Below are 15,467 nucleotides of genomic sequence, written 5' to 3'. Positions count from 1 at the left end.
ACAAACCCGCCCCACGAGGCGGGTTTTTTGTTGCCGCCTCTGCCGGGCCCAGCCCCCACGCCGCAGAGAGTCTTCATGCAACAACCGCAAGCCGCCACCGCCAAGACGTCCCACACCGACCCCTTCACGCCGGGCCATGCCGCGCCCGTGGAATACCTGCGCCAGATCCTGACGGCGCGGGTCTACGATATCGCCCGCGAAACCGAACTGGACCTGGCCCAGGGCCTGTCGCGCCGGCTGGGCAACCGCGTGCATCTCAAGCGCGAGGACAACCAGCCGGTGTTCTCGTTCAAGGTGCGCGGCGCCTACAACAAGATGCGCAACACGCCGCAGGCGGCGCTGGAACGCGGCGTCATCACCGCCTCGGCCGGCAACCACGCCCAGGGCGTGGCAATCTCCGCCGCCCGGCTCGGCGTGCGCGCCACCATCGTGGTGCCGCAGACCGCGCCGCAGGTGAAGGTGGACGCGGTGCGCGCCTTCGGCGGCCCGACGGTGCAGGTGGTGCTGGCGGGCGATTCCTACAGCGATGCCTACGCCTACGCGCAGACGCTGGCCCGCGACCAGGACCTGACCTTCATCCCGGCGTTCGACGATCCCTACGTCATCGCCGGCCAGGGCACGGTGGGCATGGAGATCCTGCGCCAGCACCCGGGGCGCCTGGACGCGGTGTTCGTGCCGATCGGCGGCGGCAGCCTGGCGGCGGGGGTGTCGGTGTACATGAAGGCGGTGGATCCGTCGGTCAAGGTGATCGGGGTGCAGACGGTCGATTCCAGCGCCATGGCGCAGTCGATCCAGGTGGGCGAGCGGGTCAGCCTGGCCGAAGTGGGGCTGTTCTCCGATGGCACGGCGGTCAAGCTGGTGGGTGAAGAGACCTTCCGGCTGTGCCGCCAGTATCTGGACGAAGTCATCCTGGTGGATACCGACGCGGTCTGCGCGGCGATCAAGGACGTGTTCCTGGACACCCGCAGCGTGCTGGAACCGGCGGGCGCGCTGGCGCTGGCCGGGCTCAAGCAGTACGTCGAGCGCGAAGGCGCGCAGGGCCAGTCGCTGGTGGCGATCACCTCGGGCGCCAACATGAATTTCGACCGCATGCGCTTCGTGGCGGACCGGGCCGAGGTGGGCGAGGCGCGCGAAGCCGTGTTCGCCGTGACGCTGCCCGAGGAGCGCGGCAGCTTCCGCCGCTTCTGCGCGGTGATGGGGCAGCGCAGCGTGACCGAATTCAACTACCGTATCGCCGATGCCAACACCGCCCGCATCTTCGTCAGCGTGCAGATCGCGCGCCGCGGCGAGGCCGCGGACATCATGCGCGGCCTGGAGCAGGAAGGCTTCGCGGTCAGCGACCTGAGCCACAACGAAGTCTCCAAGCAGCACATCCGCTACATGGTGGGCGGACGCTCGCCGCTGGCGGGCGGCGAACGGCTGTTCCGCTTCGAGTTTCCGGAGCGTCCGGGCGCGCTGATGAAGTTCCTGTCGGCAATGGCGCCGAACTGGAACATCAGCCTATTCCACTACCGTAACCAGGGCGCGGACTTCAGCTCGGTGCTGGTGGGCATCCAGGCGCCGCTGGCGGACGACGCGGCGCTGGACCGCTTCCTGGCGCAGCTGGGCTACGCGCATTGGGAAGAGACGGCGAACGAGGCGTACCGGCAGTTCCTGATCTAGGCGGACAGCCCATGATCGGCCAACCCGTGATGGGCCAGCCCATGATGGGCCAACCCGTCCACATGCACCTGGGGCTGGCCTTGCGGGCAGCGCTCCACGCGCGCCAGCACGCCATAGGCGCGGCGCAGCGTATCGGGCGTGACCACGTGCTGCGGCGGGCCTTCGGCCAGCAGGACGCCACCGTGCAGCAACAGCGCATGGTCGGCGTGGCGCAGCGCGATGTTCAGGTCGTGCAGCACCACCAGCGTGATGAGCCGGTGGCGGACGGTCTGGCGCCGCAGCACGTCCATGACATGGAACTGGTAGTTCAGGTCCAGCGCCGACAGCGGTTCGTCCAGCAGCAGCAGGCGCGGCCGCCGCACCAGCGCCTGCGCCAGCGAGGCCAGCTGCTTCTGGCCGCCGGACAGCTCGTCGAGGTAGCGGCTGGCGAGATGGCCGATGCCCAGTTCGGTCAACACCTGCATGGCCTCGCGCATCAAGGCGTCGCCGCCCTGGCGCGCGCGGCCCGAGCGGGCCGCCACCAGCACCGACTCCAGCACGGTCATGTGCACGCCCTTGGGCAGGGCCTGGGGCATGTACATGGCGTGCTCGGCGCGGCGGGCCGGAGAGAGGCCGGCGAAATCCGCGCCGTCCAGCCGCAGGTCGCCGTCCAGCATGGGATTGAGCCCCGCCAGCGTCTTGAGCAGGGTCGATTTGCCGCTGCCGTTCGGCCCCAGCAGCGCCGTCAGCGTGCCCTCGGGCAGCGGCGCGGCCCGCAGGGCGCGTAGCACCGGGCGGTGGCCGTAGCCGGCGGTCAGCGCGCGGATCTCCAGCGAGGCCATGGCGTCAGCGCTGCAGTGCCAGCGTGCCGCGCATGTGCTGGGCGTGGGCCGGGAACGAGCAATAGAAGGTGTAGGACTCACCCGCGGCCAGGCGGCTGACGGGGAAGGTGACGGTGGCGGTTTCACCGCCGCCGAGCATCGGCGTCCTGGCCAGGATGCGACCGTCGCCCGGCGCCAGGAAGTCGTGCGCCGCGCCGGCCTTGATGCCGTCGACCATGACCGCGTCGATGTCCTCGGTCTTGGTCAGCACCCAGTTGTGGCCGGCCTTTTCCTTGCTGTTCTTGCCGGTGTGGATGAGGCGCACCGTGAAGTCCTTGCAGGTCGCCGGGACCACGATGTGGTTGGGCGCGAACTTCTTGCCGGGCTGGCCCTCGACGTCGATGCCGCAGGCGGGATCGGCGGCGTGGGCGGCGCCGGCGGCCAGCAGGGCGACGAGGGCGAGCGGGTAACGGGTTTGCATGGGGAGGCGTCTCCGGGGACAGGGAAAGGCGTCAGCCGCGCTTGAGGGCGCGGATGACGATGGTGAGAAAGAAGGGAATGCCGACCAGCGAGGTCACGATGCCCACCGGCACCAGCGCGCCGGGCAGCACGGTCTTGGAGGCGACCGAGGCCAGCGACAGGATCAGCGCGCCGGCCAGCGCGCTGCCAGGCAGGTAGTAGCGATGGTCTTCGCCCAGCAGCAGGCGGGCGATGTGCGGCGCCACCAGGCCGACGAAGCCGATGGTGCCGACGAACGACACCGCCAGCGCCGCCAGCGCGCTGACCCGCAGCAGGCTCACCAGGCGCAGGCGCTTGACGTCGATGCCGAAGCTGGCGGCGCGTTCCTCGCCCAGGCGCACGGCGGTGAGTTTCCAGGCGTCGCGCAGCGAGAACGGCAACGCCAGCGCCAGCGCGGCCGCCATCACGCCCACGGTGGTCCAGGTGGCGCGCGCCAGGCTGCCCATGGTCCAGAACACGATGCCTTGCAGCGCTTCCTCGCTGGCGATGAACTGCAGCAGCATGACCAGCGCCTGGAACGAATACACCAGCGCGATGCCGAACAGCACCACGCCCAGCGTCGATCCGCCGCGCCAGCGCGCCACGCGCTCCAGGATCAGCACCGACACCAGGGTGCTGGCGAAGGCCGACAGCGACACCACCATGCCGGGCGGCAGCGCCGGCACGTGCCAGTCCAGGGTGATGGCCAGCGAGGCGCCGAACGCGGCCGCGGCCGACACGCCCAGCGTATAGGGGCTGGCCAGCGGGTTGTCCAGCATGGTCTGCATCTCGGCGCCGCCCAGGCCCAGGGCCAGGCCCACCAGCAGCGCCATCAGGGCGTAGGGCAGGCGGAACTGCCAGACGATGACGCGGGTGCCGGCGTCGGCGGCGTCGGGGTGCAGCAGGGTGCGCAGCAGGTCGAGCGGCGCCAGGCCGGCCGGGCCGGTGGCGATGTCGGCCAGCAGGCTGATGGCGATGGCCACGGCCAGCGCCAGGGCCAGGGCCAGCCGCCGCCGGCGGGTGCGATGGTAGCGGGCGACGGGATCGTCCAGGACGCCGTCGGCGGCGAGGACGGTAGCGGAAGTCTGCATGATGGCGTGCCTGCCTGCCGTCAACGGGCGACGGGTGCGGTCCAGTAGGTGCCGGCGCCGTCCACGTCGAGGAAGTCGCGGTACAGCGTGGCCAGCGTGGCGTCCGGGTCCAGCGCGGCGGCGCGTTCGGGGTACAGCCACTTGGCCATCGCTTCGATTGCCGCGATGTTGTAGGGCGAGTTGTAGAACGCGTGCCAGATGCCGAAGGCGCGGCCGCGCTTGACCGCGTCCAGGTCGCGGATGCCGTCGCGTCGCAGCAGGATGGACAGGCTGACGGCGGAGACATCGGCCGCGGCGCCGGGGCCGACCAGCAGGCCGGGGCGACCGGGGTCGGAGCGGCTGCCGGTGGCGATGTAGACCTGCGGCTGGGCCTGGAGCAGGAACTCCATGCTGACGTCGCCGATCGCGCCCGGCAGCACCGGGGCGGCGACGTTGACGCCGCCGGCGGCTTCCAGCAGGTCGCCGAAACTGCCGTTGCCGGTGGTGTGGCAGCAGGCGGGCCACACGCCGGCCAGCATCTCGACGAATGCGCGCGGACGCTCGGCCTGCGGCACCGGCTGCACCAGCTCGCGGACCTTGGCCAGGTGCGATTCATAGAAGGCGATGTAGCGCTCGGCCTGTTCCCGGCGGTCGAGCGCCTGGCCCAGGATACGCAGGCTGGGCACGGTGTTCTTGACCGGATGCTGGCGGAAATCGATGAACACGACCGGGATGCCGGCCTGCTGCAGTGACGCGATCATCGGGTTGTTGCGGCCCGGGCCGTGGCCGCTCAGGCTGAAGATGGCCACGTCCGGCTTGAGCGAGACAATCTTCTCCGGGCTGACGCTGGCCTCCGAGGTGGTGCCGATCAGCGGCACCTCGGCCGCCTTGGGGAACCGCTTGATCAGCTGCAGCCAGGAATAGGGATCCTGTTGCTTGAGTTCGCCCTGCCAGCCGACCACGCGCGCCACCGGGTCGGCGCGGTCCAGCAGCGCCATGGCGAAGACGAAGCGGCCTTCGCCCAGCAGCACCCGCCGCGGATGATCGGGCACGGTGACGACGCGGCCGGCCAGGTCGGTCACCTGGCGCGCCTGGGCGCCGGGCAGGGCGCAGAGCAGGGCGGCGGCGGCCAGCGCCGCGCGGAACATGATTTTCAAACGCATGGGAGATCCCGATCCAGTGGCCACGACACGCCCCGCGGGCTTGCGGGTAACGCGAACCATTCCTATCGGCAGGCAGTCTCCGCCATCGGGGTTCAAGAATTCGTTAAGACGCGCGCCAGGTTGTGGCGGCAGCGCCGCGAACCGATGGGCGTCCATGACCGGATCGCGGCCGCGCTTACAATCTGAGATTGATTTCCATTCCCCGCTCCGCCCATGCGTGTTCTTGTCATCGAAGACGACCCCGATATCCTCGCCAACATCACGCACCACCTGACGCGCCACGGCTACATCGTCGACTGCGCCGAGGACGGGCTGCGCGGCTACGTCATGGCGGCCGAGGGCGGTTTCGACCTGATCGTGCTCGACCTGATGCTGCCGCGGCTGGACGGCTATGACCTGTGCCGGCGGCTGCGCACCGAGGCCGGCTGCGATACGCCGGTGATCATGGTGACCGCGCGCGATACCCTGGACAACCGGTTGACGGGGTTCGACGCCGGCGCCGACGACTACCTGGTCAAGCCGTTCGCCCTGGCTGAGCTGGCCGCGCGCGCCAAGGCGCTGCTGCACCGCGCCAGCGGCGCCGGCGCGGCGCGGGTGCTGCGGGTCGGCGACCTGACGCTGGATACCGGCACGCTGGCGCTGGCGCGCGGCGGGCAGGCGCTGCGGCTGCCGCCGTCGCCGCTGCAACTGCTGATGCTGCTGATGCGCGCCAGTCCGGCGGTGGTGCACCGCGGCCGGCTCGAAGAGGCGCTGTGGCGCGATTCGCCGCCGGACAGCGACAGCCTGCGAACGCACATCCACCAGATCCGCCAGGTGGTGGACAAGCCGTTCGCCACGCCGCTGCTGCACACGGTGCATGGCATCGGCTACCAACTGCGGGCCGTTGACGATGCGTAGCGCGCGGCGCGGGCTGGCGCGCTATCTGGTGCGCACCTACCTGCTGCTGGCGCTGCTGGTCGGCGGCGCGCTGACCTGGGTCTCGATCTGGAGCGTGAACACACTTGAAGTCCACCTGCAGCGCATCGACATGGGCATGGCGGTGGAACGGGTGCGCAACGATTTCCTGGCCGGCGTCGATCCCGGACGGCCGCACCGTTTCTTCCATGGCGCGCCGGGCAGCGAGGCGTTTCCGGCGGGGCTGCGGGGCCTGGCGCCGGGCTTTCACAAGATCGAGCGCGACGGCCGCGTCTGGCACGTCATGGTGGACGACAAGGACGGCCAGCGCTACATGCTGCTGCGCGACTACACCGAGTACGAACGCAACCAGTCCACTTCGCACTGGACCGTGGTCAGCGGCCTGGCCGGCGGCCTGGTGCTGGCGTTCGTGCTGGGCACGCTGGCGACGCGGCGCATGTTGCGGCCGTTGGCGCGGCTGGCGGCGCAGGTCACGGCGCGCGGCGCGCAGCCGCCCCAGACTCGCCTGGCGGCGGACTATCCGCCGGACGAGATCGGCCGGCTGGCGGACGCCTTCGACGCCACCTACAACCAGCTCGAACAGGCGCTGCGGCGCGAACAGTTGTTCACGGCGGACGTCGGCCATGAATTGCGCACGCCGCTGATGGTGATTTCCAGCTCCTGCGAGCTGCTGCTGGACGAACCCGGCCTGGACGCCGACGGCAGCGCTCGCGTGCGGCGCATCGCCGCGGCCGCGGCCGACATGGGCGAACGGCTCGATACCTACCTGATGCTGGCGCGCGGGCGCGACGCCAGTGACCAGTTCAAGCGCGAAAGCGCCGGCGGCGCGGCGCGTGAACAACTGGCGGCCTGGAGCGCGATGGCGCAGCGGCGCGGCATGTCGCTCGTACTCGAAGCGCCGGCGCAGGCGAGCGTGGCGGATCCAGACGATGCGCAGGCGGCGGCCGCGCAGGCCGACGCGCCGCGTTATCCCGCGCCCTTGCTGCGCGCGCTGCTGTCCAACCTGATCCGCAACTCGCTGCAATACGCCGGTCCGGGCGCTCGGGTCACGATCAGCGCCGGTCCTGACTACCTGCAGGTGGCCGACGACGGCCCGGGCATCCCGGTGGAACGGCAGGAAGCCGTCTTCAGCCCGTTCGTGCGCGGCGCGCAGCCCGATGCCGGCAACCTGGGACTGGGCCTGTCCCTGGTGCGGCGCATCTGCGAGCACCAGGGCTGGCGCGTCGCGCTGCGGTCAGCGCCAGGGCAGGGCAGCGTGTTCCGGGTGGACCTCAGAACGACAGGTCGGCCGTGAAGGTCACGGTGCGCCCGGCGCCCGGCACCCCATACAGCTGGAAGCCGTCGAGCGAGGCGCCGACGCGGCTGTAGTAGAACTTGTTGAACAGGTTCTCCACGTTCATGCCCAGGGTCAGCGACTTGTCGACGCGATAGCGCGCGGCGACCGAGTGCAGCCAGTAGGACGGCGCCTTCTCGTCGTCGCGTATCCAGATGGGATGAGTGCCGGACGGACCCGACACCGTGGAACTATTGTTGTTCTTGCCACCCACGTACTTGTTATCGGTGTAGCGCCGCTTACCCACATATTGCGCGCCATAGCTCAGCGAAAGCTTGTCGGTGGCCGCGTACGTGGTCCACAGGTTGAACGTCAGGTCGGGCACGTTCTTGGCCTCCTCGCCGCTGTTGGCGCCCTTGGTGATGCGGCTCTTCATGGCGCTGACGCCGGCGAAGGCCGACCAGCGCGGGGTGAGGTTGCCCGCCAGCCCCAGCTCGATGCCGTCGACCCGCTTGGCGGGCAGCGCGCGCACCACGTCGGTGGCGTCGTCGCCATACTCCCAGGAGTCGGACAGCTCGGTGCGGAACACCGCGCCGGTCAGCGACAGGTCGCCCTGGGCCAGGTCCCACTTGCCGCCCAGCTCGTAGGTCTTGGACACCGCCGGCTTGTAGCTGTCGCCGCCGGTGGCGCCGTAGATGTTGTTGTTGGTCGAGGCGCCCAGCGCGGACGGCTGCGCGGCCTGGCTGTAGGCGGCGTAGAGGCTGGCCTCGGGCACCGGCTTGTAGGTCACGCCCAGGCGGCCGCTCCAGGCGCCGTCCTCGACCCGGTTGGTGCCGTGCTTGCCGGCGGAGCCGGTGACCTGCGTGACGCGGAACCGGTCATAGCGCAGCGCGCCCTGCAGCAGCCATTGCGGCGTCAGCGTCAGCGTGTCGCCCACGTACAGGCCGGTGTTGAAGACCTCGGCGCGGTTGCCGTCGGCGCCCTTGACCTTATCGACCCCGCCCATGTCGACGCCGCCGTTGTTGCGCAGGTCGAAGGTCGGGTTGGTCGACGGCGCCCTGATGGTGCGTTCGTGGTCGCCGTAGGTTTCCTTGTAGAACTCCACACCGGTCACCAGCTGGTGCTTGATGGCGCCGGTCTGGAAATCCAGGCTCAGGTTGGTCTGGTTGGCCAGGATGGTGTAGCGCTTGGAGGTGCCGAAGTCGTTGCCGCGCAGTTGGCCATAGGGGCTGGGGTTGTCCAGCGCCACATAGCCGCTGTACGACGGGACGCCGTCGGCGCTGTTGACCAGCGGCCCGGCGCCGGCGTAGCCGTAGGAGGTGCGCGAGGCGCTGTTCAGGCGCGCCGGCGACAGCACGCCGATGCGGTCGGTCTGCTCCCAGCGGCTGATGTTGGACAGGCGCACGCGGTCGTTGAAATCGTGTTCCGCCTTCAGGGTGGCCTGGTCGGTGCGGGTCTGTTCGGTGTACAGCGACGGATCGCCGTACCAGGCGTTGCGCGACACGTTCGGCATGCGCTGGCCACCGGTGCCGCGCTGGATCGGCACGCCGCCGTCGGGAATGTTGTTGTCTTCCTGGTGCAGGTAGTTCAGGGTGACGCGGGTGGGCGTGCCCAGCCCCAGCGCCAGCGAGGCCGCCATGCCGGAGCGGTCGAACTCGGTCACGTCGCGCTCGGCCACGCCGTTGTGGTGACGCATCAGGTTGATGCGCAGCGCCGAGCTGTCGGTCAGTTCCTGGTTCAGATCGGCCGTGATGCGGCGGTAGTGGTCGGTGCCCAGGCCGCCGGACGCCTTGTAGAACGAGCCCAGCCGGGCTTCCTTGCTGACCAGGTTGACGCTGCCGCCGACCGCCGAGACGCCGGATTCGATCGAGCCGGTGCCCTTGAACACTTCGGCCCGCTCCAGGTTGAAGATGTCGGTGCGGCTGGACATGCCGGCGTCGCGGATGCCGTCGATGGTGATGCTCTGTTCCGCCGAGAAGCCGCGGATGGTGAACATGTCGCCCCAGCCCAGGTTGCCCTCGCCGGAGCTGAAGGTGATGCCGGGAACGTTGCGCAGCACGTCCTGCAGGCTCTGGGCCTGTTGCTCCTCCAGCACCTCGCGGGGCACCACGGTGATGCTTTGGGGCGTGTTCAGGAGCGGTTCGGTGAACTTGCCGGATTGCACCCGGTCGGCCTTGTAGGGCGCGGGGCTGTCGGCCTGCACCGTGACCGGCGCCAGCACCGTGGCGTTGTCGCTGGCCGGCTGCGCCTGCGCGCTGGCGGCGGCGCCAAGCGCCATGCCCAGGGTCCTGAGCGCGAGCGTGCCGCGGGCAGGGGGGGTGAGCGCCAGAGCGCCGCGGGAAGGGGTGTTGTACTGCGCCATGTCGAGTTCCAGAATAAGTGCCAATGAGAATCGTTAGCGATTCTAGGAAGGCTCATCTCAAGATCTCGTTAAGGCTTGGTCCCGGACCGTGCAAGAGGGGCGCGAGGCGGCAGTCCTGCCGGACCGCCGTGGCGCGGGGGCGCGCGGAAACGCCGGACGACGCGTGCCGTCCGGCGGCGTGGCGTCAGGCGGCGAGCACGCCGTCGGTCATGCGCGGCAGGCCGAGCGGATTGGCGCGCTTGAGGCCGTCGGGCAGCAGCGCGTCGGGCAGGTCCTGGTAGCAGACCGGGCGCAGGAAACGGCGGATGGCGGTGGCGCCGACCGAGGTCGAGGCGGGGTTGGAGGTGGCCGGGAACGGGCCGCCGTGCACCATCGCATGGCTGACTTCGACGCCGGTGGGATAGCCGTTGGCCAGGATCCGGCCGGCCTTGCGTTCGAGCACCGGCAGCAGGCCGCGCGCCATGTCTGCGTCGGCCTCGTCCACGAACAGGGTCGCGGTCAGCTGGCCTTCCAGGTGCTCGGCCACCGCGCGCATCTGCGCGGCGTCGCGGCATGCCACCACCAGCGAGGCGGGGCCGAACACTTCGGCCTCCAGCTCGGGCGAGGCCAGGAAGCGGGTGGCGTCGGTGCCGAAGACGGCGGGGCCGGCGGCGTTGGCGGCGGGCCGCGAGGCTTCGCCGCGTCCCAGCGTGGCGACGCTGGCGTGGCCGGCCAGGGCCTGTTCGCCCTGTGTGTAGGCGGCGAAGATGCCGGGGGTCAGCATGGTGGCGGCGCCCTTGGCCTGCACCGCCTGCCCGGCGGCCTGGCGGAAGCGCTCCAGCGCCGGGCCTTCGATGCCGATCACCAGGCCGGGGTTGGTGCAGAACTGGCCCACGCCCATGACCAGCGATTCGACGAAGCCCTTGGCGATGGTTTCGGCGCGCGCTTCCAGGGCGGCGGGCAGCAGGAAGACAGGGTTGATGCTGGACATCTCGGCATACACCGGGATCGGCACCGGGCGCGCGTTGGCGGCCGCCACCAGGGCCAGGCCGCCGCGGCGCGAGCCGGTGAAGCCGACCGCGGTGATGGCCGGGTGCGTCGCCAGCGCGGTGCCGATCTCGTTGCCGGCGCCGAACAGCAGCGAAAACACGCCTTCAGGCAGGCCGTGCTTGGCCACCGCTTGCTGGATCACGCGGCCCACCATTTCGGAGGTGCCGGGATGGGCGTTGTGGGCCTTGACGATCACCGGGCAGCCGGCGGCCAGCGCCGACGCGGTGTCGCCGCCCGCCACCGAGAACGCCAGCGGAAAGTTGCTGGCGCCGAATACGGCCACCGGGCCTAGCGGCACGTTGGCCAGGCGCAGGTCGGCGCGCGGCAGCGGCTGGCGGTCGGGTTGGGCGGGGTCGACGGTGGCGTCCAGGAAGTAGCCGTCGCGCACCACGCGCGCGAACAGGCGCAACTGGCCGACCGTGCGGCCGCGCTCGCCCTGCAGGCGGGCCAGCGGCAGGCCGGTTTCCAGGTGAGTGCGCTCGATCAGCGCATCGCCCAGCGCCAGGATGCCTTCGGCGATGCTTTCGAGGAATTGCGCGCGGGTCTCGAGCGGCGCGGCGCGGTAGGGGTCGAACGCGGCGGCGGCCAGTTCCGCGGCGCGCGCCACGTCCTCGGCGGTGCCGGCGCAGAAACCGGGTTGCAGCGGTTCGCCGCGGGCCGGGTCGATGGCGTGCAGCGGGGCGCCGGCGCCTTTTACGGACTGGGCGCCGATCAACATATTGCCGGTCAAGGTCATGAATCTCTCCGAATGAAAACGCCCCCGGAACGGGGGCGAACAGGTGTGGCGCGTCGCGGGCCTATTGCGGGCCCAGCTTGCGGATCAGGGCGTCGAGCATCTCCAGTTCCTCGGGACGCAGGTCGGTCAGCGGGGCGCGCACCGGGCCGGCATCATGGCCGACCAGTTTGGCGCCAGCCTTGACGATGCTGACGGCGTAGCCGGCGCAGCGGTTGCGGATCTCCAGGTAGGGCAGGAAGAACTCGTCGAGCAGGCGGTTGGTGGTGTCGTGGTCATTGGCGGCGATGGCGCGGTAGAACTGCATCGCGGTCTTGGGCACGAAGTTGAAGACGGCCGATGAATACACCGGCACGCCGAGCGCGCGGTAGGCGGCGGCATAGACCTCGGCGGTGGGCAGGCCGCCCAGGTAGGAGAAGCGGTCGCCCAGCTTGCGGCGGATGCGGACCATGGCTTCGATGTCGCCGACGCCGTCCTTGAAGCCGATCAGGTTGGGGCAACGCTCGGCCAGGCGGGCCAGGTGGTCGGCCGACAGGCGCGACTGGGCGCGGTTGTAGACGATGACGCCGATCTTGACGGACTTGCAGACCTGTTCGACGTGGTCGGCGATGCCTTGCTGGGAGGCTTCGGTCAGGTAGTGCGGCAGCAGCAGCACGCCCTTGGCGCCCAGGCGCTCGGCTTCCTGGGCGTAGGCGATGGCCAGGCGGGTGGGGCCGCCGGCGCCGGCCAGGATCGGCACCTTGCCGGCGCAGGTGGTGACGGCGGTGCGGATGACATCCGAATACTCGTCGGGGGCCAGCGAGAAGAACTCGCCGGTGCCGCCGGCGGCGAACAGGGCGGTGGCGCCGTAGGGGGCCAGCCATTCCAGGCGCTGGGCGTAGGTCTTGGCGTTGAAGTTGCCTTGCGCGTCGAAATCGGTCACGGGGAAGGAGAGCAGTCCTTCCGAGACGATGGCCTTGAGCTCCTGCGGCGTGGTCATGGGCGGGTTTCCGTAAGTGGCGGGTGACCGCAGGCAGGCGAGCCTGTCGCGCGGATCGGTTAAATAGGTACGTCATCGTACAACATGATTTTGGCCGGCTCAACCCGTTACCGAGAGGTCTAGAGGAAGGAATTGGGGAAATCCGCAATGCGTGACAAGCCCGTCCAACGCATAATTATCTAAGTTGTACGATAACGTATCGCGCGCCGCCTACCGCGACGCCACTTTCGCAGAGGACTCCCCCATGCTGCCCGCGGCTGGCCCAGCGCCCGTGCTGATTAAGATTCATCCCGAGGACAACGTCGCCATCGTCGCCAATGACGGCGGCCTGGCGGCCGGCGCCGCGCTGCCCGACGGCCTGACGCTGGTCGAGGCCGTGCCGCAAGGCCACAAGGTGGCGCTGCGCGACCTGGCGCAGGGCGAGCCGGTGCGCCGCTACAACGTCATCGTGGGCTACGCCGCGCGCGACCTGCCGCGCGGCAGCTGGGTCAATGAGCGCGTCACCACCATGCCCGCCGCGCGCACGCTGCAGGACCTGCCGGTCGGCACGCGCAAGCGCGCGCCGCTGCCGCCGCTGGAAGGCTACACGTTCGAGGGTTACCGCAATGCCGACGGCACCGTCGGCACGCGCAATATCCTGGCGATCAGCACCACGGTGCAATGCGTGCAGGGCGTGGTCGAACACGCGGTCGAGCGCATCCGCCGCGAGCTGTTGCCGCGCTATCCCAATGTCGACGGGGTGGTGGGCATCGAGCACACCTATGGCTGCGGCGTCGCCATCGACGCGCCGGGCGCGGCGATTCCGGTGCGCACGCTGCACAACATCGCCCGCAATCCCAACTTTGGCGGCACCACGATGGTGGTGAGCCTGGGATGCGAGAAACTGCAGCCCGAGCGCCTGCTGGCGCCCGGCGCGATCCCGATCCGCGCTGGCGGGGGCATGGCGGCGGACGGCGGCGTCGATACCATCGTGCTGCAGGACGACGAACACGTGGGCTTCGAGTCCATGATCGCCAACATCATGCGCACCGCCGAGCGCCATCTGCGGATCCTGGACCAGCGCCGCCGCGAAACCTGTCCGGTGTCCGAGCTGGTGGTGGGCGTGCAGTGCGGCGGCAGCGACGCGTTCTCGGGGGTGACGGCCAATCCGGCGGTGGGCTTCGCGGCCGACCTGGTGGTGCGCGCCGGCGGCACCGTGATGTTCTCGGAAAACACCGAGGTGCGCGACGGCATCGACCAGTTGACCGCGCGCGCCGCCACGCCGGAAGTGGCGCAGGCGCTGGTGCGCGAAATGGCCTGGTACGACGAATACCTGCAACGCGGCAGCGCCGACCGCAGCGCCAACACCAGCCCGGGCAACAAGAAGGGCGGCCTGTCCAACATCGTCGAGAAGGCGATGGGGTCGATCATCAAGTCCGGCACGTCCAATATCGACGGCGTGCTGTCGCCGGGCGAACGGCTGACGCGCAAGGGCCTGATCTTCGCGGCCACGCCGGCCAGCGACTTCATCTGCGGCACCTTGCAATTGGCGGCGGGCATGAACCTGCACATCTTCACCACCGGGCGCGGCACCCCCTACGGGCTGGCGCAGGTGCCGGTGATCAAGGTCGCCACCCGCAGCGACCTGGCGCGGCGCTGGCACGACCTGATGGACGTGGACGCGGGCCGCATCGCCACCGGGCAGGCCTCCATCGAGGAGGTGGGCTGGGAGCTGTTCCGCCTGATGCTGGACGTGGCCAGCGGCCGGCGCCAGACCTGTGCCGAGACACTCAAACTGCACAACGCCCTGGCGCTGTTCAATCCGGGTCCGGTGACCTGAGGCTTTTCCCGTTGGCGGCGCCCGAGGGCGGCGCCAACGCCGGCGGCTTCCCGGCGCATGGCGGCGGGGGCCGGACCAGGCCTGCCGCGGCCGGCCTGGACACACCCCTTACAACGACAACGGAGACAACATGGATTCAAACAGAAGGCACCTGCTGGCCGGCGCCGCCGCGCTGGGACTGGCGCGCCTGACGCCGGCCTGGGCCCAGGCGGAGGCATGGCCGACGCGGCCGGTGCGCATCGTGGTGCCGTATCCGCCCGGCGGTTCGTCGGACATCATCGCGCGCGTGATCGCGCCGCGCCTGGCCGAAGCGCTCAAACAGACGGTGGTGGTCGAGAACAAACCCGGCGCCAACGGCAACCTGGGCGCCGGCATCGTGGCGCAGTCGGCGCAGGAGGGCCACTCGGTGCTGCTCTGCGATGTCGGCGCGCTGGCGATCAGCCCGTCGGTCTACACCAAGCTCAGCTTCGATCCGTCCAGGGATCTGCGCGCGGTCGGCATGCTGGCGTATTCGCCGCACGTGCTGGCGGTGCATCCTGATGTACCCGCCAGGACCGTGCCGGAGCTGGTGGCGCTGTCGAAGAAGCAACGCCTGAATTTCGCCGTCACCGCCATCGGCAGCGCGCCGCACCTGGCGGCGGTGGCGGTGCAGCAGGCCACCGGCGCGCAATGGGAGTACGTGCCCTACAAGGGCGGCTCGCAGGCGGTGACGGACACCATCGGCGGCCAGACCCAGGTCATCATGAACGGCCTGCTGGCGACGCTGCCGCACATCAAGGGCGGCAAGCTGCGCGCGATCGCGATTTCCAAGAGGGAACGCATGCAACTGGTGGCCGACATCCCGACGATTTCGGAGCAGGGCGTGGCGGGCTTCGAGTCCGGCACCTGGCAGGGCGTGATGGCGCCGGCCACCACCACCGACAAGACCGCCAGCCTGCTGGCCACGCTGATGGGGCAGATCGTCAACCAGCCCGACGTGAAATCGCAGCTGAACGAGCAGGGCGCCGAGATCGTGGTGCGCGACCCGGCGCAACTGGCGCAGTTCTTCAACAGCGAGCGGGCGCGCTGGGCCAAGGTGGTGCAGAGCGCGGATATCCGGCTGGATTGAAGCGGGCGGCCGGCACGCCCGGCCCTCCAAAAGACCGCGGACCGTGGAGCGCCTGG

Annotated in this window: 12 protein-coding genes; 5 read left to right on the top strand and 7 right to left on the bottom strand. The window is 70.1% G+C overall.

Annotated features, from left to right (window positions below; all coding sequences use genetic code 11):
- Positions 1-75 precede the first annotated feature (75 nt).
- Positions 76-1,662: a threonine ammonia-lyase, biosynthetic gene (ilvA, locus tag HV742_RS17625; protein ID WP_175146008.1), complete on the top strand. Its 1,587-nt coding sequence runs from the start codon at positions 76-78 to the stop codon at positions 1,660-1,662.
- On the opposite strand, the gene HV742_RS17620 is transcribed toward ilvA, so the two are convergent.
- The 4 genes from HV742_RS17620 to HV742_RS17605 are packed head-to-tail and all read right to left on the bottom strand — an operon-like array spanning position 1,659 to position 5,193.
- The gene (locus HV742_RS17620; protein WP_175146007.1) at positions 1,659-2,483 is read right to left on the bottom strand and encodes an ABC transporter ATP-binding protein; all 825 of its coding nucleotides are present in this window, start codon (positions 2,481-2,483) and stop codon (positions 1,659-1,661) included. The two genes, ilvA and HV742_RS17620, sit on opposite strands and share 4 nt — an antisense overlap.
- A 4-nt stretch (positions 2,484-2,487) precedes the next feature.
- On the bottom strand, positions 2,488-2,943 hold the full coding sequence (gene azu, locus HV742_RS17615) for an azurin (RefSeq protein WP_175146006.1): 456 nt from the start codon (positions 2,941-2,943) through the stop codon (positions 2,488-2,490).
- A 31-nt stretch (positions 2,944-2,974) separates the two neighbouring features.
- A complete protein-coding gene (locus HV742_RS17610) occupies positions 2,975-4,051 on the bottom strand; it encodes a FecCD family ABC transporter permease (protein WP_175146005.1) in 1,077 nt (358 codons plus the stop codon).
- Between the two features lie 20 nt (positions 4,052-4,071).
- Positions 4,072-5,193 carry an ABC transporter substrate-binding protein gene (locus HV742_RS17605; protein WP_175146004.1) on the bottom strand — a complete coding sequence of 374 codons (1,122 nt, stop codon included), beginning with the start codon at positions 5,191-5,193 and terminating at the stop codon, positions 4,072-4,074.
- Positions 5,194-5,406: 213 nt separating this feature from the next.
- On the opposite strand from HV742_RS17605, the gene HV742_RS17600 reads away from it, so the two are divergent.
- Together HV742_RS17600 and HV742_RS17595 are read left to right on the top strand one after the other, a co-directional pair.
- Complete coding sequence (locus HV742_RS17600) at positions 5,407-6,090, top strand: response regulator transcription factor (protein WP_175146003.1); 684 nt, start codon at positions 5,407-5,409, stop codon at positions 6,088-6,090.
- Entirely contained in the window at positions 6,050-7,402 is a 1,353-nt protein-coding gene (locus HV742_RS17595) for a sensor histidine kinase (protein WP_254601160.1), read from the top strand. Before HV742_RS17600 ends, HV742_RS17595 begins: the two co-directional genes overlap by 41 nt.
- Here HV742_RS17595 and HV742_RS17590 read toward each other — a convergent pair.
- From HV742_RS17590 to kdgD, 3 genes are all read right to left on the bottom strand, one after another.
- Positions 7,380-9,659, bottom strand: coding sequence for a TonB-dependent receptor (locus HV742_RS17590; RefSeq protein ID WP_175146020.1), 2,280 nt, complete (start codon positions 9,657-9,659; stop codon positions 7,380-7,382). The two genes, HV742_RS17595 and HV742_RS17590, sit on opposite strands and share 23 nt — an antisense overlap.
- 268 nt (positions 9,660-9,927) lie before the next feature.
- On the bottom strand, positions 9,928-11,508 hold the full coding sequence (locus HV742_RS17585) for an aldehyde dehydrogenase (NADP(+)) (RefSeq protein WP_175146002.1): 1,581 nt from the start codon (positions 11,506-11,508) through the stop codon (positions 9,928-9,930).
- Between the two features lie 61 nt (positions 11,509-11,569).
- Complete coding sequence (kdgD, locus tag HV742_RS17580; protein ID WP_049073860.1) at positions 11,570-12,484, bottom strand: 5-dehydro-4-deoxyglucarate dehydratase; 915 nt, start codon at positions 12,482-12,484, stop codon at positions 11,570-11,572.
- 244 nt (positions 12,485-12,728) lie between these two features.
- On the opposite strand from kdgD, the gene garD reads away from it, so the two are divergent.
- The gene (gene garD, locus HV742_RS17575) at positions 12,729-14,303 is read left to right on the top strand and encodes a galactarate dehydratase (RefSeq protein WP_175146001.1); all 1,575 of its coding nucleotides are present in this window, start codon (positions 12,729-12,731) and stop codon (positions 14,301-14,303) included.
- Positions 14,304-14,433: 130 nt separating this feature from the next.
- Positions 14,434-15,411, top strand: coding sequence for a Bug family tripartite tricarboxylate transporter substrate binding protein (locus HV742_RS17570; protein WP_175146000.1), 978 nt, complete (start codon positions 14,434-14,436; stop codon positions 15,409-15,411).
- The last annotated feature ends 56 nt before the right edge of the window (positions 15,412-15,467 follow it).

Source organism: Achromobacter ruhlandii (genome assembly GCF_902859695.1).
In the GTDB taxonomy this organism is placed as follows: Bacteria; Pseudomonadota; Gammaproteobacteria; order Burkholderiales; family Burkholderiaceae_B; genus Achromobacter; species Achromobacter ruhlandii.
Note: the sequence above shows the minus strand (reverse complement) of the source record. Positions and strands in the feature narration are given on the sequence as shown.